This is a genomic window from Streptomyces sp. NPDC028331, from assembly GCF_055565775.1.
In genome coordinates, this window is the sequence record NZ_JBVHTR010000006.1 from 392188 (window position 1) to 414095 (window position 21908).

A 21908-nucleotide genomic window follows, 5' to 3' on the forward strand; every position below is an offset into this window, starting at 1 on the left:
CAGACGAACCACAGGCCCGCTGACGTACCGCGCGGTCCCTCGCCGACGGGGCCCGTGCTCGCAGGCGTGCAACCCTCTGACCGGAGACGGTGTTTCTCTCAGTGATGGATGAGATGGCCGAGCAGCAGCTGACGGATCTCCTCGCCACGGACCTCGACGGTGGATTCACCGAACTGGTCCGGATCCACGCGGGAGCCGTGCACGCCTTCCTGCACCGGGTCACCGGCTCCGCCGCGGAAGCCGACGACCTGGGGCAGGACACGTTCCTGCGCGCGTACTCGGCGCTGCAGGGCTACAGTGCGCAGCGGCGTCTGGAGCTGAGGCCGCGTGCTTGGCTGATGACCATCGCGGCGAACGTCTGGCGCAACCACGTGCGTACCTCCACCCGCCGGCCCGCTCCTGCGCGCGTGCGGGTGGAGGACTCCGCGGACACCTTGCCCGCCCACGAGCCGGGGCCGGAGGAGCACGCCGCCACGGCCGACGACCGCAGCCGCCTGGTGGCGGCGCTGTCCGAGCTGCCGGAGAAGCACCGCGTACCGGTAGTGCTCCACCATGTGGTGGGCATGAGCTACGCGGAGGTGGCGGAGGTACAGGGTTGCGCGGTCGGGACGGTCAAGGCACAGGTCTCCCGCGGTCTGGGAAGCCTGCGCCGACTGCTCGCCCAGGAGACATCCCCACTGAAGGAGGTGACGATGTGAGCCGGAGTGGCCCGGTGGCAGTGCCCCCGCCGGACGGAGTGACGGACGGCCTGCCGGGGCTTGTCGCACAGCCCCCCGACGACTTCGCCCTGCGCGTCCTGCGACGCGTCGGCATCCCGCAGGAACGCTACGACACATACGTCCGCCTCGAAACGCCCGCAGGCGACCTTTTCGTGGCCGCCGGACCCCAGGCGGTGACCGGTGCGGCCCTGGCTTCGGCCACCATGACCGCGACCGCTTTCGAGGAGCTGCACCGTGCCCGCACCGGCCGCTCGGCCATACGGTCGGCCAAGCCGTTCCCGGGCCTGACGACGGCCCTGCGCACCGGCCGGGCCCGGCGGCTGCCGCTCGACCTGTCCGGGCTGACCGCCGTCGAGCGGGCCGTGCTGGAGACGGTACGGACCATCCCCGCCGGGCAGTTGCGCCCGGTCGGCTGGATCGCGCGGGAGTCGGCGGTGCCCCCGGAGGCGATCGTGCCCGCCCTCGTGAAGAACCCGGTGGCGGTACTCGTCCCCTGCCACCGGGTGACGTACGAGGACGGCACGCCGTGCGATGCGGGCCACCCTCCGGGCGCCGGAGACGCGCTGCGCGTCGCCGAAGGCGTCGACATGTACGACGTGGCCGAGCTCTCCGAGAGCGGCGTGGTGTTCCTCGGCAGCGACACCACCCATATCTACTGCCATCCGACCTGCGCCCACGCCCGCCGCATCACGCCGGCCCACCGGGTGCCGTTCCGGACGGCCCGTGACGCTCGGCGCGCGGGTTACCGCGCGTGCAAGAGCTGCCGGCCCGTCACCGCCTGACGGGATACGAACACTGTCTCTCTGGGAGTCTTCCGATGCGGACGCAACGACGCCCCGCCGACATCACCGCCGCCGTGACGGTGCACGCCACGACGCTCGGACAACTGGTCCTGGCCGCCACGGACGAGGCGCTCCTGCTGTGCGCCTACGACGCGCCCGCAGCGGCACGGCAGCGCATGGACCGGGCCGGGATCCGTCAGATCGAAGCCGGGGACGCTTCGCCGTCCCAGACCAGGGTCCTGGACCAGGCACGGGCCGAGATCGACGCCTACCTGGACGGGAAGCGCCGGAACTTCACCGTCCCGGTGGACCTGCGCCTGGCCACCCCCTTCAGCCGCCAGGCCGTCCAGGCGCTGGACGCGTTCGTTCCGTACGGCACCACCGCGACCTACGCGCAGCTCGCATCGGCCCTGGACCGGCCCCGTGCCGCCCGGGCGGTGGGAGCGGCCCTGGGCGCCAATCCGCTGTGCGTGGTGCTGCCCTGCCACCGGATCGTCGGCGCCAGCGGTGCCCTGACCGGATACGCGGGCGGTCTGGCGGCCAAACACCTCCTGCTCGACCTCGAGGCGGCGGCCGTCCCGGACGGCGCACCCTCCCTCCGACCGGTGGGTGCCGGTCGCATTGCCCCGGGGCCGGCGCCCACCGATCCCTCCCCCCTGCGAAAGAAGAGCACGTGAGCACGTTCGAGGCTCCCCACCTGCCCGGTCTCGTCGAGGCGGGTGGGACGCATCCCGCGCCCCACCCGTCGAGCGCCGCTGCCCCGGCCGCCGGCCCCGCCCTGCCCGCCCTGCGGGCCTTGGACTGGCCGGCGCTGGCCGCGGAGCTCGACACGGAAGGGGTGGCGCTCACCCCGCCGTTGCTCACGCCCCGGCAGTGCGCGGACCTCCGCGACCTGTTCGACGTGCCGACGCTGTTCCGCTCCACGGTGAACATGTCGGCACACCGCTTCGGCGAGGGCCGCTACCGCTACTTCGCCGATCCCCTGCCCGATGTCGTCCAGTCTCTGAGGGAGCAGCTCTACCCGCCGCTCGCACGGATCGCCAACGCGTGGGCCGAACGGCTGGGCGAGCGGAGTTTCCCGCCGGACCACGCCGGACTGGTGGCCGCCTGCGCGGCCGCGGGACAGCACCAGCCGACCCCGCTGCTGCTCCGGTACGAGCGGGGTGGCTACAACTGCCTGCACCAGGACGTCTACGGCGAGCTGACGTTCCCGCTGCAAGTGGCGATCATGCTGGACCGCCCTGACGAGGACTTCACCGGCGGCGAAAGCGTGTTCGTGGAGCAGCGGCCGCGTGCGCAGTCCCGCCCGCTCGTCAAACGGCCGCTGCTCGGCCAGGGTCTGATCTTCGCGGTGCGTCACCGCCCGGTGCCCTCGGCCCGCGGCTGGAGCCGTGTGGCTCTCCGCCACGGGGTGAGCGCCGTGCACAGCGGACGACGTCATGTGCTCGGCGTGATCTTCCACAATGCACCGTAGCCGAATTCCTCGCCCGCGCCGGATGCCGGCGGTGTCCGCATCGCACGCATTCCGGGGAAGGCTGGAGTGAATTCTGGGACCGGAGGGAATCGGGGCGTGTCCGAGGGCGCCCCGCCGCACCGTTGAAAGCCGAGCGCATGGAATCGTCCGCGCGCATGGAATCAGCCGCGCGCATGGAATCCAGCCGAGTGCATGGAATCAGCCGTGTTCTCGAATTGCCCCTGCGCCCGGCAGTCGTCACCGGATCGGAAAAGTTTTTGGCCGCGCTGGACCGAACGGGGCGAATGAATACGCTTTCGGCCGCCGAAAACGCGGATCGGACAGCCGCTTCGCGCCATGATCACATCACGCCATGACTCGGGCCGTCATCGCCGGCACGGTGGCGGTCATGTCCGCCCGCCATGGCCCGACGAGGACGGGATGGGACATCCTCAGTCGAAGCGCAGATCGGAGAGTCGCCTCCCAGCCGGCCCGGGCCGGCACGTCGCGTGAACCCGCTGGATCAGGGGTGCCGGACTGGGATACCCCTCACTTGATGGCTCCGCTGGTGGCACCGGCGGTGACGTAGCGCTGAGCGACGACGAGCAGTACGGCGGCGGGGACGGACGCCATGACCGTGGTGGCCATGACGGCGTTCCACTGGTTCGTATGGGCACCGATGTACTGGTAGATGCCCAGGGTGATCGGCCGAACGGTCTGCGTGGTGGTCAGCGTGAGGGCGAAGAGGAAGTCGCTCCACGTGAACAGGAAGGTGAAGACGGCTGCAGTGATCAACGCGTTTCTGCTCACCGGGAGCACCACGGAGCGGAAGACGCGCAGCCTGCCGGCGCCGTCCACGCGCGCGGCTTCGATGATCTCCCTGGGAATGTTCCGCATGAACGAACGCAGAATGATGATCGCGAAGGGGACTCCGGCGGTGGAGTCGGCGAGGACCAGTCCGAGGCAGGAGTTCAGGAGTCCCAGGTCGTTGTAGGCGCTGTAGAGCGCGTTGGCCACGACGATGCCCGGCACCATCTGCGTGGTCAGGATGCCGAAGAGCACGAGGTCGGTGCCGCGGAGGCGGAACTGGGCCAGTGCGTAGGCCGCGGGCGCGGCGAGCCCGAGGCTGAGGGCGACGCTGCCGACGGCGACGATGAGGCTGGTGACGAGGTTGCGTCCCTGATCGCGCAGTGCCGTGACGTATCCACCCCGGTCAGGGTGGGAGGGGAACCAGCCTCCCTGCAGTGTGTTGCCCGCCGGCTGGAGGGAGGCGTTCACCATCCAGTAGACGGGAAACAGCATCAGCGCGAGCAGGGCGATCCCGACGATGGTGGACGGCCGGCCACGGCCCGGTGCGCGCTTCACGGGATCACCTCGTCGAGGTTCCGGGCGCGACGGTTGGCGCGCAGGTAGACGAGGGCGAAGACGAGCGAGATGACGATGAGTACGTTGCTCATCGCGGCACCGCGTCCGAACTCGAACTGCTGGAAGGACAGTTCGTAGGACTGGGTGGCGAGGGTCTCCGTGGCGTTGGCCGGTCCTCCGCCTGTGACCACGAGGATGATGTCCAGCACTTTGAGGGTGTAGACCACGCCCAGCACCAGCACGACGCTCACCAGGGGCCGCAGCAGTGGCCAGGTGACATGGCGGAAGGACGTCAGCGGGCCGGCGCCGTCCAGCTTCGCCGCCTCGTACAGGTGCGTGGGGATGTCCTGCAGGCCGCCGTAGAGGATCGCGGTGTTGAAGGGGATTCCGACCCAGATGTTGATGAGGATCACCGACACCAGCGCCTGTGAGGTGCCGGTGAGCCAGGGGATCCCGGACGACGAGAGAGCGAGGTGGCGCAGTGCAGCGTTGACTACTCCCGTGTCGGGGTCGAGCATCCACCTCCATGTGGTTCCGGAGACGACCAGCGGCAGCAGCCACGGCAGCAGCAGGAGCGAGCGCAGAACGCCGCCGAGTGGGAAGCGGCGCTGGAAGAACAGGGCGAAGGCCAGGCCGAGTGCGAACTGCCCGATGATCGAGCCGGCGGTGAACAGGACCGTGGTCAGCAGGGCCCCCGAGAACAGGTCCGACGACAGGATCTTCGCGTAGTTCTGCAGCCCGACGAACGGTGCGGCGCCCGTGTAGAACGTCGTGGTCGTGTACTGCTGGAAGCTCATCACGGTGTTCTTGACGATCGGGTAGCCGAAGAACAGCACCAGATACGCCCCCGCGGGCACGAGGAACATCCACTGGGCCGCCCGCTCCCACGAACGTGCCCGGTCAGTTGCTGGTCGCGATCTGCTGTGCATGCCTGAGGGCTTCCTCCGGTGTCTGCCTGCCCGTCAGCGCGGACTGAATCGCGGTGTATATCCCGGTCGCCGCCCCCGGCCACTTGACGCCGAGCTCGCTGGTACGGGCCCGGGCCGCTTCCACGCTCTTGACGAAGGCAGCCATCGACGGGACCTGCTCGGCGTACCGGGAGGCCACCGTGGTGCGGGAGGGCACGGTGAAGTGTTGCTTGGCCAGGGTGAGCATGCTGGAGGAGTCGTTCAGGCAGGCGAGGACCTGGGCGGCCTTCTGCTGACGGGCCTTGGAGGGACTCTGCGGGACCGTCCACACCTCACCGCCGAGTGGTGTGACCGGGGGCTGTCCCATCCGGGGGACGGGGATGGGGGCCACTCCCCAGTGCAGGTTCCTGTCCTTCTCCAGGGCGGGGATCCGCCAGGGGCCGTTGATCATCATGGCCGTTCTGCCGGCGACGAACTGATCGTGGACGTCGGCCTGTGTCCAGTTCAGCACCGACTTCGACATGGACCCGCTCCGCACCAGGTCGACCCAGAGCTGGAGTGCCTGTGCGGCCTGCCGGGTGTCCAACTGCTTCTCGTCCCCGCCGTTGGACCACAGGAAGGGCAGGAACTGCCAGGTGCCCTCGAAGGTCGCGTTCGCGTCGACCGCCATGCCGTAGCGCCCGGGACGGGTCAGCTTGGCCGCCGCCGCCTTCAGCTCGTCCCAGGTCCTCGGTACGGCGACACCGGCCTTGGCCAGCATGTCCTTGTTGTAGAAGAGGGCGATCGTGCTGACGTAGGGGGCCAGTCCGTACACCTTCCCGTTGTAGGTGCCCGCCGACAGGATGCCCTTGGCGTAGCCGCCGGAGTCGACGCCGTACTGGTCCAGTGGGGTCAGCGCGCCGGTCCGCGCGATCTGCTGGAGGTCGGGGTTGTCCAGCATCAACAGGTCGGGAAGGGTCCGCGACGACGACTGCTGCAAAACCTTGGGGATGAGTGACGCCCCCGGAACGCTCGTCTGCTCGACCCTCACACCGGCGGTCTTGCCGCAGGCGGTGAGTATCTCGCCCCATTGCGTGTGCTCTGGTTCGTCCGTGTAGTAGTCGAGCGCGGTGATGGAGGTGACCTTGCCCTCAGCGGACCCGGCGCCTGGTCCGCCACCGCACCCGGTGGCGGCCAGCACAAGGGCGATGGTTCCGGTCAGGAGGACGGCAAGCCGCCGCGCCGGCGGTCTGGCCGGTGAGATCATGCTGGTGCCTTTACCGAGTGACTTCTGTGGCTGGGAGTTGGGGTCGGTGTCCCTGTGGTGGTGAGCGGACTCCGGCGGCGCCATCAAGATAGTCATACCGGCACCTTCGGTTCGAAGGCATGTTATATGGCTTCACATGTTCAGAAGGCGTGTCGCAGCTCATCTCCGTAGCCGCCGCCGTTGCCCTGTCCGGCGGCTTCCCGGATCATCGCCGCCACGGCGCCGGGCTGCGACAGCACAACCGCGTGCGAGCCGTCCAGCAGGTATTCGGTGGCGGCCATGCGTTGGGCCATGAAGCGCTGAGCGGTGGGGTTGATCATCCGGTCGGCGGTGGCGATGGCGTACCAGGACGGCTTGGAGGCCCACGCCGGCGGGCCCGATCTACTGGTCAACGCGCTGCGGGCGATCGGGCGTTGCGCCACGGACAGTACCTGCTTGACGTTGGACGGGAGGTCGGCGGCGTACACCTGCGGGAATCGCTCCTTGCGGATGTAGAGCTCGCTGTCCGGTGCGCCGGGAATCTGGGCGGGGAGGGTGGCGGTGAGGGTCGCGTCGGCTACCGGCGCGGGGGCGAAGCGGTTCGTTATGTCGAGGACGCACTCGCCGGCGTCGAGGCCGAACGCTGCGACGTAGCACAGGGCCACGACGTTGTCGGCGTCGGTGGCGGCGTGTGTGATGACCGCGCCGCCGTAGTCGTGGCCGACCAGCACGACGGGGACATCGATGTCGCGCAGCACGCTCCTGATGTAGGCGGCGTCCTGGGCCAGGCCGCGCAGCGGGTTCGCCGGGGCGCGCGCGGTCAGTCCGGCGGCGTGAAGGAGGCTGACGACCCCCGCCCAGGATGAGGCGTCGGTGAACGCCCCGTGCACAAGAACGATGGTTGGTGGTGGGGGGACAGGTGGCATGGCGGTGCCCTCCGATGGAGTCGGGTTTCCCATCCAAGTGGGTCCAGGTACGGCGGGCATCGCGTGAACGTACCAATCATCCGCAGGTCCGCTCAGTTGTCGGGCAAGGTCATGACCAGGTTGGCGAGCTGAACGCGGGAGTTGACCGACAGCTTGCGGAAGGCGGAGGTCAGGTGAGTGTTGACCGTGTGCGGGGAGACGAAGAGCAGGTCGGCGGCCGACCGGTTGGTGTGGCCCTCGGCGATCAGGCGCGCGACCTTCTTCTCGGAGGCCGTGAGGGCCCCCCATCCCTGGACGGGGCGCTGCGTGGTCGCTGCCGTGCGGCTGCCGGCCCCTGCACCGTCCAGATCTCGCTGTAGGCGTGCCGCTGCGGCGTGGGCGCCCGACTCGGCGAAGGTGTCCTGGGCGTACGTCAGGGCGGCCGCTGCCTGAGGTCTCCGGCCTGCTGCCAGGAGTGCCTGTCCTAGATCGGCGTGGGCGGCGGCCCGGACCAGCGGGCGAGGGCTTGCCTTGAGCAGCTCCACGGAGTGTTCGAGCATGGCGAGGTCGTTCTTCACGAGCCCGAGAGCCTGCGCCGCGATGCCCGTGGCGGTGGGTACGGCGGGGTTGCGTTCGGCATGGGCTTCGGCCTGGGTGGCCAGGTCCTCGGCGAGTTCGTGGTCCGCGCCGCGCAGGGCCATGCGTATCCCGCAGTCGACCCAGTCGCGCAACAGCCGCCAGCGCATGAAGAGGCCTTCCCGCTGCACCTGCCGGATCTTGTCGACGGCGAGCCTGATGTCCCCGTCGGCCTCTGCGTGGACGGCTTCCAGGAAGCGCACTGCGGCCGTGTTGCCCGGGTTCGGTTTGACCACCAGTCTTTCCCGCGCCGCGACCAGGTGCTCCCGGGCCGCTTCCCGGTCGCCGCGCAGCAGGGCGATCCGGGAGCGGATCACGCGACCGTTCACCTGCTGGACGGGTGTTTGTACGTCGTCTTCCAGGCGCTCCATGGTCGCGAAGTCGGCGTCGGCGTCATCGAGCCGGCCGAGCCCCAGGTCGTACTGGCCCTGCGCCCACAGCATCATCGCCTGACGCATCGACCCGGTGTCGTCCGCTGCCCGCAGGAGGAGTCGTTCACCGGACGCGAAGTCGTCCACGTGCAAGTGCGCGACGATCTCTTCGGGAAGGAAAGCCGAATCGATGGCGCTGAGCGCGGAAAAGCGCTCCAGCGCGACCCCGTTGTCACCCGCGTTCTGTGCGATCTCGCCGAGCCCGGACAGGGCCAGGACATGCGCCTCCCGGTCACCGGTCGCGGTGGCGGCCCGCAGCGCGGTCTCACCGGCCTCTCGCGCCGCGACAAGATCACGCCCCCGGGACAGAGCCAGCGCCCGCAGGGCGGCCAGCCTCGCCGCGATCTCCGGGGACGCACCCCCGATTCCGAGGGCGGATTCGGTCCGGCGACGCAGTTCCTCGGCGAGATCCAGGTTCCACAGCGTCCCGCCGAGGGCGGCCTGCAAGCGGCTGAACACCTCCGACGACGGTCGGCAGGCCAGCAGCCGGTCGCCGATGGACAACGCCTGTCGGCTCCTACCGGCCCGGGTCAGGAAGAGGATCGCCTGCTCACCGGCCTCGAACCTCAGCGGCCCCGCGGCTGGCGCCAGTTCCAGGGCGCGCGTGATGAGGTCGGCCGCGAGGCCGGGCGTGACCGGCAGCACGTCCTCCGCGGCTCGCCGCAGCAGCGCCACGCACTCCTCGTCTCCGGGAAGGGCGCCCTTGAGGATGTGCGGCACCGCGTCGATCGGCCGGCGTCCCGCGGAGACGAGGTGGCCGGCGGCCTCTCGGTGCAGGGCCTTCCGGGCTGACGGCGGGATGTCGACGTAGACGGCCTGACGCAGCAGATCATGCCGGAAGACCAGAACGTCGCCGTCGTCGTCCAGGAGTCCGGCGCGGATCGCCTCCTCGAGCGCAGGGATCAGTGTGGCGGGCGGCTGGCCGTACAGCGCGGCTGCGTCATGGAAGCCGAACCTGCGCCCCAGTACGGCTCCCATCTGCAGGAAGCGCAGGGTGCCGGGGTGCAGGGACCTGAGTCTGCCGCGCACACCCACCACAAGTGTGGAGGGCACCGGATCACCCGAGGCCTCGGCGGTACCCAGTCCCGCGAGCATCTCGACCGCGAGAAACGGGTTCCCGCCGGCTCCGTCGAGCAGGTCCCGTACCCGCTCGTCGACGGCTGCCCCCAGCGTGTCGTCGGCCAGTTGGCCGATGGCCGCGCCGGACAGCGGCCCCAAGGACACGGCGACCGTCGGGAGTGTGCCGGCCGCGGCTGCGACGATCTCCTCCGTCGGTCCCGTGGGATCCCGTCGCCCGGCCAGCATCCACAGGACCGGCGAGGTGCGCAGGCGTGCCGGAAGCTGCTTCAGGGCGAACCGGCTCAGCGGGTCGGCCCACTGCACGTCGTCCAGGGCGATCAGCACGGGCGCGCTGCCGGCTCTGGCTTCGATCGCCTCCGCGAGGCGCTCCACCAGCCAGATCCGCTGATCCTCGTTCCGCGCGAGATCAGCGAAGGCGACGCCGGACAGCAGGGGCTGATCGCCGTGCAGGAGGCTGGCCGCCAACGACGACAGCGGCACGATGTGATGCAGCTCATCGGCCTTGCCGAGGCCGACCGAGAAGCCCGCTGCCCTGGCCCGGGAGACGGCCTCGGTGAGCAGCGTGGTCTTGCCGATGCCGGGTTCCCCCTGGAGCACGGCCAAGGCGCCGCTTCCGGTGCGGGCCACCGAGGCGATCAGCGCCTGAAGCTCTTCGAGCTCGGCCTCACGGCCTCGCAGGCCGCTACGGGACAGTGAGCCGTTCGACCCCGACATGTATGTCCCTTCCTGTCCGCACTCGCCGCCGGAGCCCGACCCGGCCCACGCCGACCAGTGTGCCCGCCCATCGGCGCCGCCCGCCGGTGCGGGAAGGTCTCGTCGCCGCGCAGGCCGACGCGCGCGTCCGCCACCCTGGGCACGGCGCGGTACCCGGCGTTACAGGCTCGCTGGGCTCGGCTTCGCTGCCGCGCCCTCCCGACGTTCGGTGGTCCAGCAAAGGAGGGCGAGTCGGAGCGGGCGGTCCGTGCGCCGTCGGTTCCGGAATCGGCTCAGCGGGTGGTGGCCCGGACGGCCTCCTCGATCAACTCGACGACGCGCTCGGGGTGGGCGAGCATCACCAGGTGCGAGGAGTCGACGTCGACGGTGGTCATGCCGGCCCGCTGGTAGCCGTAACGCTCCACCTCGGGGTTGATGGTGCGGTCGGCTGTGGCGACCAGACCCCAGGAGGGCTTGGTCTTCCACGCCGCCTTCGGCGCCTTCTCGGCGAAGGCCTGCGCGGCCAGCGGACGCTGGGAGACGGCGAGGACGGCCGCGAAGTGGGGGTCGACGTCGGCGGCGAAGATGGACGGGAACTTGTCGATCACGACCGACACATCGGTGCCGGAAGCGTTGGAGCCCTCGATCGGGAACGGTGTGTAGACGAGCGCGGCGGCCAGTTCGGAGTCCGGGAAGCCGCCCTGCAGCTCGCCCAGGCTCTCGCCCTCCTCCAGGGCGTAGCCGGCCAGGTAGACCAAGGCTGTGACGTTGTCCTCCGCACCGGCGACGGTGATGACGGCACCGCCGTAGGAGTGTCCGACCAGGACGACTGGTCCCGGTATCCCACGGACGATCGAGGCGATGTAGGCGGAGTCGCCGAGCAGACTGCGGTTGGGCACCGCCGGGGCCACCACGTCCAGGCCGCGGGCGATGAGTTCGGGGATGACGCGGGCGAAGCTGGACGCGTCGGCGAAGGCACCGTGGACCAGCACGACGGTCGGGCTGTCGGAACGGGACAAGGCACAACTCCCTGTTGATGTCCTGGTGATCGGCTGCGGGGCCCGCTGGAACAGCACGCTAGGGGCGGCCGGTGAAGGTGCCTTGTCTGTCGGTGCACCGCCTGTGGTCCGTCCGCGCCTGCGAGGGTTTCCTGGCACTTCCCTGAAGAACTGGGAGCAGGCCGACCCTTCGGCCAGGGGAAGCCGGGAGCAACGGGGCACCCGCACCGGGAGCACGGCCACCTCGACCGGATCGGGCGGTGGTCGGTCCACGTCAATGGACGCCGTCGGCGGCGGCTGGGAGCGATGAGAGGACGGGGAGCGGCAGCGGGCTCCCGATTTCTCCCACTCACGCGTCAGGGGCCCTCCGAAGAGAGCCCCGGACCTGCGAAAACTTCCGACTTCACCGTCGGGACGACAGGATTTGAACCTGCGACCCCTTGACCCCCAGTCAAGTGCGCTACCAAGCTGCGCCACGTCCCGGTGCGTCTCGCGCGGTGTCCCGCGTGATCGCGTAGACAGAACTTTACCCCACGACGGACCCTGCCCCGAAGGGGGCCGGTGGCGCGGGACAATCGGGGTATGAGCGACGCATCGGGAGTTCGGGCGGGCCGGGGACGCGACCGGGACACGGAGGGGCGGGCCCGGAACGCGCGGCCGCGGGACGGTCTGGGACGGCCCCTGCCGTACGGGGCGGAAGGCGTGGCACGGCAACCGGAGGGCGTCGTGCGCACCCCGGAGGAGACCGTGGCCGAGGCCCAGGCGCTGCTGGACGCCGGGAAGCCCTTCCACGCGCACGAAGTCTTCGAGGACGCCTGGAAGTCGGGGCCCGAGGAGGAGCGTGCCCTGTGGCGCGGGCTCGCGCAGCTCGCCGTCGGCCTCACACACGCGGCCCGGGGCAATGTGACCGGCGGCGCCCGGCTGCTGCGGCGCGGCGCCGGGGCCGTGGAGGCGTGGGCGTCCGGGGCGGGACGGGACCGGCCGTACGGGCTCGAGCTGGCCGGGCTGGTCGGCTGGGCCCGGGAGTTGGCGGCGGTGGTGGAGCGGGACTCGGCGAGCGTCGACGCGCGGACCTGGGCGCCGCGGCTGTGCGGAGCACGGCCGTAGGCGTGGGCGCCCGGGCCGCGTGGGGCGCGGCGACAGGGGGCGGGCCGCGGGGACTGTCGGTGGCGTACGGCAGACTCGGGGCGTGCGAAAGATTCATGTCATCGGCATCGGGGCGGGCGACCCCGACCAGCTGACCCTGCAGGCCGTGAAGGCGCTGAAGAGCACGGACGTGTTCTTCCTCCTCGACAAGGGCGAGGTGAAGTCCGACCTGGTGCGGTTGCGCCGTGACATCCTCGACGCACACCTGCCCCAGGGGTCCTACCGCCTGGTCGCGGCGCGCGATCCGGAGCGCGACCGGGCCGCGGGCGGCGCCGACTACTCGCCCGCGGTCGGCGACTGGCGCTCGGCGCGCGCCGGGATCTACGAGCGGCTCATCGCCGAGGAACTGGGCGAGGACGAGAGCGGCGCGTTCCTGGTGTGGGGCGACCCGGCGCTGTACGACAGCACGCTCGGGATCCTTCAGGAGGTACTCGAGCGGGGCGCCGTGACGTTCTCGTACGAGGTCGTTCCGGGCATCAGCAGTGTCTCGGCGCTGGTCGCGAAGCACCGCACGGGGCTCAACCGGGTGGCCGGGCCGGTGCAGATCACCACGGGCCGCCGCCTCGCGGAGGGCTTCCCGGAGGGGGTCGACGACGTGGTGGTGATGCTGGACGCGCACCAGGCGTTCCGGAAGTACGCGGACCAGGACATCGACATCTACTGGGGCGCGTACATCGGCACACCGGACGAGATACTCGTCTCCGGGCCCCTTGCGGAGACGGCCGAGCGGATCGAGCGGCTGCGCGCCCAGGCGCGGGAGCGCAAGGGCTGGATCATGGACACGTATCTGCTGCGCCGGCGTCCCCGGGAGTAGCGGAGCCGGTGGCCCGCGTGCCGCGCGGAGACCCGGCGGCCGGCCGTGCCCGCGTCCCCGTCAGGGCGCCCCGAGCCCCAGCTCGGCCAGCACGCCGGCCACGTCGGGCACCGCCGTCACGCCCCGCGGCAGCGGCGGACGGCGTACGACGACGACCGGCAGGCCGAGTTCCCGGGCGGCCGTGAGTTTCGCGGCGGTGGCCTCTCCCCCGCTGTCCTTGGTCACGAGCACGTCGATGCGGTGCTCGCGCAGCAGCGCCGTCTCGTCCTCCACCGTGAACGGTCCGCGCGCCAGCAGCACGTCGATGTCCGGTGGCATGGGCGGCTCGGGCGGGTCCACCGACCGCAGGAGGAAGTGGAGGCCGGTCAGGTGCGCGAACGCGGCGAGGCCCCCTCGGCCGGTGGTGAGGAAGACGCGCCGGCCGAGCCGCGGCAGGCGGTCCGCCGCCTCGGTGAGCGAGGCCGTCTCGTGCCAGCGGTCGCCGGGGCGGGCGCTCCAGCCGGGTCTGCGCAGCACCACGGCGGGCACGCCGGTGGCCGCGGCGGCGTGTGCCGCGTTGGCCGTGATGCCGGCGGCGAACGGGTGCGTGGCGTCGACCACGGCGGCCACGCGGTGCTCGCGCAGCCAGGCGGCAAGCCCCTCCGCGCCGCCGAAACCCCCGACGCGCACCTCGCCCTCGACGGTCCCCGGCCGGGACACCCGCCCGGCCAGGGACGTGGTCACGCGGACTCCGGGGCGGGACGCCAGCGCCGCGGCGAGTTCGCGTGCCTCGGCGGTGCCGCCGAGGACCAGGACGTGCGGGGACATGACGACGAGGGTACGGACTGCCCCCGATGCCTCCGCGCGGAGGATCCCCGGCAGGGCCCGATCGGCGCGATCGGTGAACTGCGAGGTGGCCTCGATCAGCCCAGTGAGGCAGTTGCCGCGCGCAGGTCCTCCAGGGCCGCCAGCGCATAAGGCGCGAGCCCCTTCGTGTCGTCGTGGTCGCTTTCGGACCACTGGGCGTAGCCCCGCTTGAACGCGAGGACTCCGAGCTCCCCCGCGAGATGCGCAGTCGGGTCGGGGACACCGCGGGCGATGAGCGCGGCTGTCATGGCGGCCGCGAGACCGACGCTCTTGAGGGCGTCGCGCTCCTGGAGTTCGGTGCTGGCCGCCACGGCTGCCTTGAGGCGTGGGCCGAGTTCGCGGTTCGCCGGCCCCATGGCGCTCGATGCGCGCTCGAGACCGGCTGCCACCGCCTGGAGCGGGCTGGCGTCCGCAGGCGCCTCGGTGATGCCCTCGGCGAGCAGCCTGCTGAGCGTCTCCTGGCCGGCGACCAGCAGCTCTCGCTTGTCGGAGAAGTGCCGGAAGAAGGTGCTCTTGGTGACGCCGGCGCGCTCGGCGATCTGCGTCACCGTCGTGGCGTCGTACCCCTGTTCGGTGAACAGTTCGACGGCCGCAACGACGAGTCGCTGGGTCGCCCCCGGTTGCCATCTAGCCATGGGACAAGAATAAGTGATGGGACAACAGTCCCATCACTGTGTAAGGTCAGTGACGGGACAATTGTCCCATCACTTTCGAGGGAGTGCCCATGCATGTCTTCGTCACCGGCGGTACCGGCACCATCGGCTCCGCCGTCGTCGCCGAGCTGCTCGGCAACGGCCACACGGTTCTCGGACTTGCCCGCTCGGACGGCTCCGCGCAGGCCCTTGAGAACGCCGGCGCCCAGGTGCTGCGAGGAGAACTGGCGGACCTCGACGTCCTGCGGTCCGGCGCCGCCCGGTGCGACGGCGTGATCAGTCTGGCGTTCGGACGCGACTACAGCAGTCCGGACGCGCTCGCGCGGGCCATCGCCGAGGAGAGCGCCGCGCTCACCGCGCTGGGACAGGAACTCATCGGAAGCGACCGCCCGATCGTCACGGTCTCGGGTACGCCCTGGGTGGCCGGTCGCGCCTCCACCGAGGCCGATCCGCTGCCGACCGACGGACCGGTGGGCGGTCGGGGCCGTTCGGTCACCGCGCTGCTGGATCTCGCCTCGCGCGGTCTGCGCAGCATGGCTGTCCGCATGCCGCGCACGGTCCACAACGAGGGACAGGGCGGGTTCGCCGGCCTGTTGGTCGACGCGGCGCGCCGCACCGGGGTGGCCGGCTACCCGGGCGACGGCACCCAGCGCTGGCCGGCCGTGCACGCGCTCGACGCAGCGGTCCTGTTCCGTCTGGTCCTGGAGTCGGCACCGGCAGGGACGTCCTGGCACGCCGTCGACGACGAGGGCGACGCGGTGCGCGACATCGCGACGGTCATCGGCCGGCGACTGGACCTGCCGGTCAAGGAGGTTCCACAAGAGAACTTCGGCCCGTTCGGCCCGATCTTCGCCATGGACCAGCCGGCGTCCAGCGCCCACACCCGCGATGCCCTCGGGTGGCGGCCGACGCACCCGGGCCTCCTGGAGGACCTGGAGAACATCGAGCCCTGACGCAGCCACCGCCGAGGAACGCCGCTCACCGGTGGCGACATCCGGGAGGTCCTGGCGGACGTCCGCCTCCTCGACGACGAGGACACCGTCCCGGACGTGGTGATCCTCGGTGCCGCCGGTCCCGGGTCCGGCTGCGCGGGCTCAGCGCAGCAGGAGCTGGACGGCGCCCACCACGGTCGCCGCGATGACCAGTTGCTCGAACAGGCGCTGGTTGATGCGGTTCACCGCCCATCTGCCGATGACGGCGCCCGGCAGCACGAACACCGCGAGCGCCGCGTCCAGGAGCAGGGAGCGGCCGTCGATCAGGCCGAGGCCGGCGCTGAAGGGCACCTTGGAGACGTTGACGATCAGAAAGAAGAAGGCGGAGGTGCCGAGGAAGCCCAGTTTGCGGAAGCCGGCGGAGAGGAGGTACATCGACATCACCGGGCCGCCCGCGTTCGCCACCATCGTGGTGAAGCCGCCGAGGACGCCGTAGGAGCGGGCCTTGACGCGGCCGGCGCGGGTGGTCACCGCGTCGGGTTCGTCGTCCTCGTCGGCGCGTCGCCGACGCCACACCGTGACCGCCGCCATCAGCAGCAGGATCGCGCCGATCGAGGTCCGTACGACCGCGTCGTCGGCCCGGACCAGGAACAGGGTGCCGATGACGACGCCCACGGCGACCGCCGGGAACAGGCGCCACAGGGTGGGCCAGTGGGCGTGCCGGCGGTAGGTGAGGACGGCGAGGACGTCGCCGACGATCAGGAGGGGCAGCAGGACACCGGTCGAGGCCCGGGCGGGCAGGACGGCCGCGAAGATCGCGAGGCTTACCGTGTTGGCGCCGCTCACGGCGGTCTTGGAGAAACCGACGAGCAGCGCGGCGGCGGCCAGCGCGGCGAACCCCCACGGCGATATGTCCCAGAGCGTCATCGTGTTCATGCGGGGACCGATGCTATGCCCATGCATCCGGCCACGTCAGGGGCGTCTCGCCAGATGGGCCCGCCGGTGCGGCGGGCCCGGACAACCCTGTGCGCGCGCCGCGCGGCCTACGCCTGCGGACGCTCGACGAGCACCGTGCTGCCCTGCCCGACGCCCACGCACATGGTCGCCAGGCCGCGTCTCGCCCCGGTGCGGCGCATGCGGTGCAGAAGGGTGGTCAGGATGCGGGCGCCCGAGCAGCCGAGCGGGTGGCCGAGGGCGATGGCGCCGCCGGTCGGGTTGACCAGCTCCGGGTCGAGGCCGAGCCGGTCGACGCAGGCGAGGGTCTGGGCCGCGAACGCCTCGTTGAGCTCGGCCTCCTGGAGGTCGCCGATCCGCCAGCCGGCCCGGGCCAGGGCCTTCTCGGTGGCGGGGACGGGGCCGATGCCCATGACGTCCGGGTGCACGCCGGCCGAGGCCCCGGCCACGTACCGGCCGAGGGAGTCCAGGCCCAGCTCGTTCAGGGCCTCCTCGCTGACGAGGAGGAGTGCGGCGGCGCCGTCGTTCATGGGCGAGGCGTTGCCGGCGGTCACGGTGCCGCCCTCGCGGAACACCGGCTTGAGGCGGGCGAGTTTCTCGTACGACGTGTCCTCGCGCACGCCCTCGTCGGCGGTGACCACGACACCGTCCGGGCGGGCCACGGGCAGGAGTTCGGCGTCGAAGAGCCCGTTCTTGCGGGCCTCGGCCGCCCGCCGGTGGCTGCGCAGCGCGAAGTGGTCCTGGCGTTCGCGCGGGACGCCGTACCGCTCTGCGACCTCCTCGGCGGTCTCCCCCATGGAGAGCAGGCCGTGCAGGTCCTTCATCGCCGGGTTGACCAGCCGCCAGCCGAGGCGGGTGTCGGCGGTCTCGATGCGCTGCGGCAGGGCCTCGTCGGGGCGCGGCAGCACGAAGGGGGCACGGCTCATGGACTCCGAGCCGCCCGCGAGCACGATGTCGGCCTCGCCCGCCGCGATGGCGCGGGCGGCCGTCGTCACCGCCTCCAGGCCGGAGGCGCAGAGCCGGTTGACCGTGGCGCCCGGGACGGACTCGGGCAGGCCGGCGAGGAGGGCGGCCATGCGGGCGACGTTGCGGTTGTCCTCGCCGGCCTGGTTGGCGGCGCCCCAGTAGACGTCGTCGATGCGGGCCGGGTCGAGCGCGGGCACGTCGGCGACCAGGCCGCGGATGACGGTGGCCGCGAGGTCGTCGGGCCGCACCGGGGACAGGGCGCCGCGCAGTCTGCCGATGGGGGTGCGGCGGGCTGCCGCGAAGTGGACGCTACGCACGACGGGACTCCTGACCGGCCTCGGCGATGGGAGCGGCGCCGATTAATTAGCACCGCTAGTTTCTGACTATAGACCGCCGCGCGGCCACCGGGAAGCTCCCCGCGGACGGGGGATGGCCGGCGCCCTCCCGGCCGGGTTTCACCTGATCCGTCCTGGGGACCCGGGCGCGCATGGAGTGGTTGCGGCAAGCGGCGTGCGTGGGCGAGGACCCCGAGCTGTTCTTCCCCGTCGGGACGGCGGGGCCGGCCGTCGCGGAGACCGCCGCCGCCAAGCGCGTCTGCCGCCGCTGCCCCGTCATGGGCGAGTGCCTGGACTGGGCGTTGGGCAGCGGGCAGATGGCGGGCGTGTGGGGCGGTACCGGCGAGCAGGAGCGTGCCGAGCTGCTCCGTGCCACGAGAGAACGACCGACAAGGAGAAGCGCTCGATGACCGCGGTGCACAGCACACTGCCCGACCCCGCACGCAAGGTCGCCGGGGAGGCCCTGCAGGAGACCCTGGTGGATCTGCTCGGGCTGTCCCTGATCGGGAAGCAGGCCCACTGGAACATCGTCGGACCCAGGTTCCGTTCGATCCACCTCCAGCTCGACGAGGTGGTCGCCACGGCACGCTCGTACGCCGACACGGTGGCCGAGCGCTCCTCCGCGCTCGGTGTGCCGCCGGACGGCCGCCCGGAGACCATCGCGTCCGTCTACGGCCTGCCCGGCACCAAGGAGGGCTGGCTGCGCGACAACGAGGTCGTGGGCCTGATGGTGGAGTCGCTGGAAGCGGCGATCGGGCGGCTGCGCAAGCGGATCGACGACACCGCGGAAGCGGATCCCGTCACCCAGGACCTGCTGATCGGACTCACCGCGGAGCTGGAGAAGCAGCGCTGGATGTTCGAGGCGGAGAACTGGCCGCGCGGGGAGTGAGCCGGAGCGGAGCCGAACCGTCGAGGGCCGAGAGGAGTACGCCATGACCGACGCCCTGGAGATGGACGCGCTGTGGGAGGACTTCCACCGGGTGGTGAACATGACCTCCCAGGAACTGGCGGCCTGGCTGCGGGTCCGGGACGCCGAGGAGGAGAGCGAGCCACTGCCGGAGGAGGCGGGCACGCCCACCGGGCGGCACGTCCTCGCGATCCTCCAGAAGCGGCGCACCGATCTCACCGACGACGACGTCCGGGTGATGCGCAAGGTGGTGGACACGGTCACCTCCCAGGTCGACGTGGAGAACGAGCCGGAGGCCGAGGACGAGCACCTGCGCCACCGGCTCATGACGCTGGGGCACGACCCGCTCAAGGCGTCACGGTGAGGCCGTCATGGGCCGCGACGACAGAGCCGCCGAGGTGATCGGGGAACTCGTCGGCGAGCATGGGCGGACCTACGCCGAGGAGGCGGGGATCCGGCTCAAGGACGCCCCGCAGCCGCTGTACCGGCTGCTGTTGACCGCTCTGCTGCTCAGTGCCCGCATCCGCTCCTCGATCGCCGTCGCCACGGTGCGGGCGCTTGAGGAGGCGGGCCTGAAGGACCCGCGCCGCATGGCGGAGGCGGACTGGCAGGAGCGGGTCGACGCGCTGGGACGGGGCGGCTACCGGCGCTACGACGAGCGCACGGCGACCCAACTCGGCCAGGGCGCCGAGCTGGTGACGGAGCGTTGGGGCGGGGACCTGCGGCGCCTGCGCAAGGAGGCCGGCGGGGACGTCTCCGCTCTGCGCCGACTGTTGCAGGAGGTCCCCGGCATCGGCCCGGCGGGCGCGGACATCTTCCTGCGCGAGGTGCAGCGCGTGTGGCCGGAGGTGGCGCCCTATCTGGACGCGAAGGCGCTGTCGGGCGCGGAGCGGCTCGGGCTGCCGAAGGACCCGGAGAAGCTGCTGGAGCTGGCCGGGGACACCGAACCGGCGGTGCTGGCGGCGGCGTTGGTACGCGCGGCACTCGACAAGAAGCTGGCGGCGGAGGTGCGGGAGCACGCGGCGTGAGGGAGGGTGCCCGAGGCGCCCGCCTGCTCGGTGCCCCGGGCACCCTCCCTCACGAGCCGTTGCCCCGGCGACACCCGCCGGGGGCTTCGTGCACCGGCCACCGCCGCCTCGCCGTCATCGACACCGGAGCGACCGCCGGGTGAAATCTTCACCGGGAATGGAGAAAGCGCATTCCATCGGGGACCTGGCCGCTATTTTTTGACATGCGCGCAACACTCCCTTCCGTCACCCCCCAGGAGCCGTTCCCCATGCGCAGACTCCTCGCCACCCTCGCGGCGGCCGCCGCCGCGCTCGGTGGACTCACGGCCACCGCGCCCACCGCGGCGGCGGCCGACTCGGGCACGTTCAACGTGCTCAGCTACAACGTCGCCGGTCTCCCCGAAGGCATCTCCAGCGCCCCGACACCGCGCCAGTCGAGCACCACGACGATCGGCTCACGCCTCGGCCCGTACGACATCGTCCAGGTACAGGAGGACTTCAACTACCACTCCTACCTGTACGCCGCGGACACGCACCCCTACCGCACGCCGACCAGCGGTGGCGCCGGCATCGGAAGCGGACTCAACACGCTGTCCGGCATCCCGTACGACACCGACGACTTCGAGCGTGTGCACTGGAACTCGTGCCAGTACGACTCCGGCGACTGCCTGACCCCCAAGGGCTTCACGTTCATGCGGGAGCGCCTGGCCGAGGGCGTCTACGTCGACTTCTACAACCTGCACACCAACGCCGGAACCAACGACGGCGACCTCGCCTCACGGGCGGACAACCTCAACCAGCTGACGGCCTTCATCAAGACCCACTCGGCGGGCAACGCCGTCGTCGTGATGGGCGACACCAACACCCGCTACACACGTTCCGGCGACACGATCGCCGAGTTCGCCGCCGCGAACGGCCTCACCGACGCCTGGGTCAAGCTGGTGCGCGGCGGCACCCCGCCCGCCAAGGGCAGCGACCCGCTGCTCTGCGACGAGAACGCGGTCACCAACAGCTGCGAGGTCGTGGACAAGATCCTCTACCGGGGCGGCAAGCTCGTCTCGCTCGACGCCACCGCGTACGACAACGAGCACGCCCGGTTCCTCACCGACGACGGCAAGATGCTCTCCGACCACGACCCGATCACCGCGACGTTCCGCTGGGCGCGCAACTCCGCCTTCCAGCTCAGCGACCAGTTCGGCGGGCCGCACGGCGACTACTACAACGACATCGACAGCGTTCCGGCCGGCGCCCGCGCGACCGGCGTCTCGCTGCGCAGCGGCTCCCGTGTCGACCAGATCGGCATGACGCTGGCGGGCGGCACCACGCTCGCCCACGGCGGCACGGGCGGTACCGCGTCCTCGCTGGCGCTGGGCAGCGACGAGTACGTGACGAGCGCGCAGCTCTGCGAGGGCCAGTACGACGGCCACACGAGGATCTTCTCCGCGAAGTTCACGACCAACCTCGGGCGCACCCTGGCGGGCGGCACCACGACGTCCGACTGCGTGACCCGCACGGCGCCCTCCGGCTGGCAGATCGCCGGGTTCCACGGGCGCTCCGGCGACGAGGTCGACAAGATCGGCTTCATCTACACCCGGCGCTGACGCGCCACGCCGGCACATCGAGGGCCGCTGCCCGACCGGCGGTTTCTAGGGATCGTTGCAACACGTGGTCGTGTTGATCAGGCCGCGAGCAGTTTATGCAGGCGCTCGGCTGGGGTTGCCCAGCCGAGCGTTTTGCGTGGACGGCCGTTGAGTTCGGCCGCGACGGCGTCCAGGTGCTCGCGGGTGTGGACCGAGAGGTCGGTGCCTTTGGGGAAGTACTGCCGGAGCAGGCCGTTGGTGTTTTCGTTGGAGCCGCGCTGCCAGGGGCTGGCCGGGTCGCAGAAGTAGACCGGGATGCCGGTCGCAACGGTGAATGCACCATGAGCGCCCATCTCGCTTCCCTGGTCCCAGGTCAGGGACCGTGTGAGGTGTGAGGGCAGGGTCTCGACCGTGGTGAGCAACGCGTCTCGGACGCTCTCGGCGCCGTGATCACCGGGCAGGTGCAGGAGCATGACGTAGCGGGTGGCGCGCTCGACCAGGGTGCCGATGGCCGACTTCCCGTCCTTGCCGATGATGAGGTCGCCCTCCCAATGCCCAGGCACGGCCCGGTCC

Annotated in this window: 24 protein-coding genes and 1 tRNA gene; 13 read left to right on the plus strand and 12 right to left on the minus strand. The window is 71.2% G+C overall.

Features of this window, described 5'->3' with window-relative positions:
* The first annotated feature begins 104 nt into the window (after positions 1–104).
* From ACZ4SW_RS11755 to ACZ4SW_RS11775, 5 genes are all read left to right on the plus strand, one after another.
* Positions 105–698 (plus strand): RNA polymerase sigma factor, encoded by a 594-nt coding sequence (locus tag ACZ4SW_RS11755; RefSeq protein ID WP_468241183.1) that lies wholly within the window; start codon positions 105–107, stop codon positions 696–698.
* Positions 695–1501, plus strand: coding sequence for an Ada metal-binding domain-containing protein (locus tag ACZ4SW_RS11760; protein ID WP_468241185.1), 807 nt, complete (start codon positions 695–697; stop codon positions 1499–1501). Before ACZ4SW_RS11755 ends, ACZ4SW_RS11760 begins: the two co-directional genes overlap by 4 nt.
* Positions 1502–1536: 35 nt before the next feature.
* Complete coding sequence (locus tag ACZ4SW_RS11765; protein ID WP_468241187.1) at positions 1537–2178, plus strand: methylated-DNA--[protein]-cysteine S-methyltransferase; 642 nt, start codon at positions 1537–1539, stop codon at positions 2176–2178.
* Positions 2175–2975, plus strand: a complete 801-nt coding sequence (locus ACZ4SW_RS11770; RefSeq protein WP_468241189.1) for a 2OG-Fe(II) oxygenase — start codon at positions 2175–2177, stop codon at positions 2973–2975. The genes ACZ4SW_RS11765 and ACZ4SW_RS11770 overlap by 4 nt, the downstream gene beginning before the upstream one ends.
* 155 nt (positions 2976–3130) lie before the next feature.
* Positions 3131–3331 carry a hypothetical protein gene (locus tag ACZ4SW_RS11775; RefSeq protein WP_468241191.1) on the plus strand — a complete coding sequence of 67 codons (201 nt, stop codon included), beginning with the start codon at positions 3131–3133 and terminating at the stop codon, positions 3329–3331.
* 172 nt (positions 3332–3503) lie between these two features.
* Here ACZ4SW_RS11775 and ACZ4SW_RS11780 read toward each other — a convergent pair whose 3' ends face one another.
* The 7 genes from ACZ4SW_RS11780 to ACZ4SW_RS11810 all read right to left on the minus strand — a co-directional run bounded on the left by ACZ4SW_RS11780 (position 3504) and on the right by ACZ4SW_RS11810 (position 11678).
* Positions 3504–4319, minus strand: a complete 816-nt coding sequence (locus ACZ4SW_RS11780) for a carbohydrate ABC transporter permease (protein ID WP_468241194.1) — start codon at positions 4317–4319, stop codon at positions 3504–3506.
* Complete coding sequence (locus tag ACZ4SW_RS11785; RefSeq protein WP_468241196.1) at positions 4316–5248, minus strand: carbohydrate ABC transporter permease; 933 nt, start codon at positions 5246–5248, stop codon at positions 4316–4318. The genes ACZ4SW_RS11780 and ACZ4SW_RS11785 overlap by 4 nt, the downstream gene beginning before the upstream one ends.
* Positions 5220–6569: a sugar ABC transporter substrate-binding protein gene (locus ACZ4SW_RS11790; RefSeq protein ID WP_468241199.1), complete on the minus strand. Its 1350-nt coding sequence runs from the start codon at positions 6567–6569 to the stop codon at positions 5220–5222. Before ACZ4SW_RS11790 ends, ACZ4SW_RS11785 begins: the two co-directional genes overlap by 29 nt.
* A gap of 44 nt (positions 6570–6613) precedes the next feature.
* Positions 6614–7342 carry an alpha/beta fold hydrolase gene (locus tag ACZ4SW_RS11795; protein WP_468241201.1) on the minus strand — a complete coding sequence of 243 codons (729 nt, stop codon included), beginning with the start codon at positions 7340–7342 and terminating at the stop codon, positions 6614–6616.
* A 128-nt stretch (positions 7343–7470) separates the two neighbouring features.
* Positions 7471–10218 (minus strand): helix-turn-helix transcriptional regulator, encoded by a 2748-nt coding sequence (locus tag ACZ4SW_RS11800; protein ID WP_468241203.1) that lies wholly within the window; start codon positions 10216–10218, stop codon positions 7471–7473.
* Positions 10219–10490: 272 nt separating this feature from the next.
* A complete protein-coding gene (locus ACZ4SW_RS11805) occupies positions 10491–11216 on the minus strand; it encodes an alpha/beta fold hydrolase (protein WP_468241206.1) in 726 nt (241 codons plus the stop codon).
* A gap of 388 nt (positions 11217–11604) precedes the next feature.
* Positions 11605–11678, minus strand: a tRNA-Pro gene (locus ACZ4SW_RS11810).
* Between the two features lie 99 nt (positions 11679–11777).
* On the opposite strand from ACZ4SW_RS11810, the gene ACZ4SW_RS11815 reads away from it, so the two are divergent.
* Entirely contained in the window at positions 11778–12302 is a 525-nt protein-coding gene (locus ACZ4SW_RS11815; RefSeq protein WP_468241208.1) for a DUF309 domain-containing protein, read from the plus strand.
* Positions 12303–12384: 82 nt separating this feature from the next.
* Positions 12385–13155, plus strand: a complete 771-nt coding sequence (cobF, locus tag ACZ4SW_RS11820) for a precorrin-6A synthase (deacetylating) (RefSeq protein WP_468241210.1) — start codon at positions 12385–12387, stop codon at positions 13153–13155.
* 60 nt (positions 13156–13215) lie between these two features.
* Here cobF and ACZ4SW_RS11825 read toward each other — a convergent pair whose 3' ends face one another.
* Together ACZ4SW_RS11825 and ACZ4SW_RS11830 are read right to left on the minus strand one after the other, a co-directional pair.
* Positions 13216–13962, minus strand: a complete 747-nt coding sequence (locus tag ACZ4SW_RS11825; RefSeq protein WP_468241212.1) for a cobalt-precorrin-6A reductase — start codon at positions 13960–13962, stop codon at positions 13216–13218.
* 95 nt (positions 13963–14057) lie between these two features.
* On the minus strand, positions 14058–14636 hold the full coding sequence (locus ACZ4SW_RS11830; RefSeq protein ID WP_468241214.1) for a TetR/AcrR family transcriptional regulator: 579 nt from the start codon (positions 14634–14636) through the stop codon (positions 14058–14060).
* Positions 14637–14725: 89 nt separating this feature from the next.
* Between ACZ4SW_RS11830 and ACZ4SW_RS11835 the strand changes: the two genes are divergently transcribed.
* Positions 14726–15607 (plus strand): SDR family oxidoreductase, encoded by an 882-nt coding sequence (locus ACZ4SW_RS11835; RefSeq protein WP_468241217.1) that lies wholly within the window; start codon positions 14726–14728, stop codon positions 15605–15607.
* Between the two features lie 141 nt (positions 15608–15748).
* Here the strand turns inward: ACZ4SW_RS11835 and ACZ4SW_RS11840 are convergent, their stop codons facing one another.
* Complete coding sequence (locus ACZ4SW_RS11840; protein WP_468241219.1) at positions 15749–16522, minus strand: sulfite exporter TauE/SafE family protein; 774 nt, start codon at positions 16520–16522, stop codon at positions 15749–15751.
* Positions 16523–16629: 107 nt separating this feature from the next.
* The gene (locus tag ACZ4SW_RS11845; RefSeq protein WP_468241222.1) at positions 16630–17823 is read right to left on the minus strand and encodes a thiolase family protein; all 1194 of its coding nucleotides are present in this window, start codon (positions 17821–17823) and stop codon (positions 16630–16632) included.
* A gap of 170 nt (positions 17824–17993) precedes the next feature.
* Here ACZ4SW_RS11845 and ACZ4SW_RS11850 point away from each other — a divergent pair, with 170 nt between their 5' ends.
* The 5 genes from ACZ4SW_RS11850 to ACZ4SW_RS11870 all read left to right on the plus strand — a co-directional run bounded on the left by ACZ4SW_RS11850 (position 17994) and on the right by ACZ4SW_RS11870 (position 21356).
* Positions 17994–18251 (plus strand): WhiB family transcriptional regulator, encoded by a 258-nt coding sequence (locus ACZ4SW_RS11850; protein ID WP_468241224.1) that lies wholly within the window; start codon positions 17994–17996, stop codon positions 18249–18251.
* Complete coding sequence (locus tag ACZ4SW_RS11855; RefSeq protein WP_468241226.1) at positions 18248–18730, plus strand: Dps family protein; 483 nt, start codon at positions 18248–18250, stop codon at positions 18728–18730. The genes ACZ4SW_RS11850 and ACZ4SW_RS11855 overlap by 4 nt, the downstream gene beginning before the upstream one ends.
* Positions 18731–18773: 43 nt before the next feature.
* Positions 18774–19112 (plus strand): DUF3140 domain-containing protein, encoded by a 339-nt coding sequence (locus ACZ4SW_RS11860; protein ID WP_468241228.1) that lies wholly within the window; start codon positions 18774–18776, stop codon positions 19110–19112.
* Between the two features lie 7 nt (positions 19113–19119).
* Positions 19120–19776, plus strand: a complete 657-nt coding sequence (locus tag ACZ4SW_RS11865; protein WP_468241230.1) for an HhH-GDP family DNA glycosylase — start codon at positions 19120–19122, stop codon at positions 19774–19776.
* Between the two features lie 248 nt (positions 19777–20024).
* Entirely contained in the window at positions 20025–21356 is a 1332-nt protein-coding gene (locus ACZ4SW_RS11870) for a jacalin-like lectin (RefSeq protein ID WP_468241232.1), read from the plus strand.
* A gap of 77 nt (positions 21357–21433) precedes the next feature.
* Here the strand turns inward: ACZ4SW_RS11870 and ACZ4SW_RS11875 are convergent.
* A partial coding sequence (locus ACZ4SW_RS11875) for an IS30 family transposase (protein ID WP_468241234.1) occupies positions 21434–21908 on the minus strand: 475 nt, incomplete at its 5' end.

What these genes read in the sequence shown, in the direction of transcription:
- ACZ4SW_RS11775 (WP_468241191.1), top strand. Translation starts at nt 3,131, where the DNA reads ATGGAATCAGCCGCGCGCATGGAATCCAGCCGAGTGCATGGAATCAGC.
- ACZ4SW_RS11815 (WP_468241208.1), top strand. Translation starts at nt 11,778, where the DNA reads ATGAGCGACGCATCGGGAGTTCGGGCGGGCCGGGGACGCGACCGGGAC.
- ACZ4SW_RS11825 (WP_468241212.1), bottom strand. Translation starts at nt 13,962, where the DNA reads ATGTCCCCGCACGTCCTGGTCCTCGGCGGCACCGCCGAGGCACGCGAA.
- ACZ4SW_RS11765 (WP_468241187.1), top strand. Translation starts at nt 1,537, where the DNA reads ATGCGGACGCAACGACGCCCCGCCGACATCACCGCCGCCGTGACGGTG.
- ACZ4SW_RS11800 (WP_468241203.1), bottom strand. Translation starts at nt 10,218, where the DNA reads ATGTCGGGGTCGAACGGCTCACTGTCCCGTAGCGGCCTGCGAGGCCGT.
- ACZ4SW_RS11830 (WP_468241214.1), bottom strand. Translation starts at nt 14,636, where the DNA reads ATGGCTAGATGGCAACCGGGGGCGACCCAGCGACTCGTCGTTGCGGCC.
- ACZ4SW_RS11865 (WP_468241230.1), top strand. Translation starts at nt 19,120, where the DNA reads ATGGGCCGCGACGACAGAGCCGCCGAGGTGATCGGGGAACTCGTCGGC.
- ACZ4SW_RS11785 (WP_468241196.1), bottom strand. Translation starts at nt 5,248, where the DNA reads ATGCACAGCAGATCGCGACCAGCAACTGACCGGGCACGTTCGTGGGAG.
- ACZ4SW_RS11860 (WP_468241228.1), top strand. Translation starts at nt 18,774, where the DNA reads ATGACCGACGCCCTGGAGATGGACGCGCTGTGGGAGGACTTCCACCGG.
- ACZ4SW_RS11840 (WP_468241219.1), bottom strand. Translation starts at nt 16,522, where the DNA reads ATGAACACGATGACGCTCTGGGACATATCGCCGTGGGGGTTCGCCGCG.
- ACZ4SW_RS11870 (WP_468241232.1), top strand. Translation starts at nt 20,025, where the DNA reads ATGCGCAGACTCCTCGCCACCCTCGCGGCGGCCGCCGCCGCGCTCGGT.
- ACZ4SW_RS11855 (WP_468241226.1), top strand. Translation starts at nt 18,248, where the DNA reads ATGACCGCGGTGCACAGCACACTGCCCGACCCCGCACGCAAGGTCGCC.
- ACZ4SW_RS11790 (WP_468241199.1), bottom strand. Translation starts at nt 6,569, where the DNA reads ATGACTATCTTGATGGCGCCGCCGGAGTCCGCTCACCACCACAGGGAC.
- ACZ4SW_RS11850 (WP_468241224.1), top strand. Translation starts at nt 17,994, where the DNA reads ATGGAGTGGTTGCGGCAAGCGGCGTGCGTGGGCGAGGACCCCGAGCTG.
- ACZ4SW_RS11755 (WP_468241183.1), top strand. Translation starts at nt 105, where the DNA reads ATGGATGAGATGGCCGAGCAGCAGCTGACGGATCTCCTCGCCACGGAC.
- ACZ4SW_RS11835 (WP_468241217.1), top strand. Translation starts at nt 14,726, where the DNA reads ATGCATGTCTTCGTCACCGGCGGTACCGGCACCATCGGCTCCGCCGTC.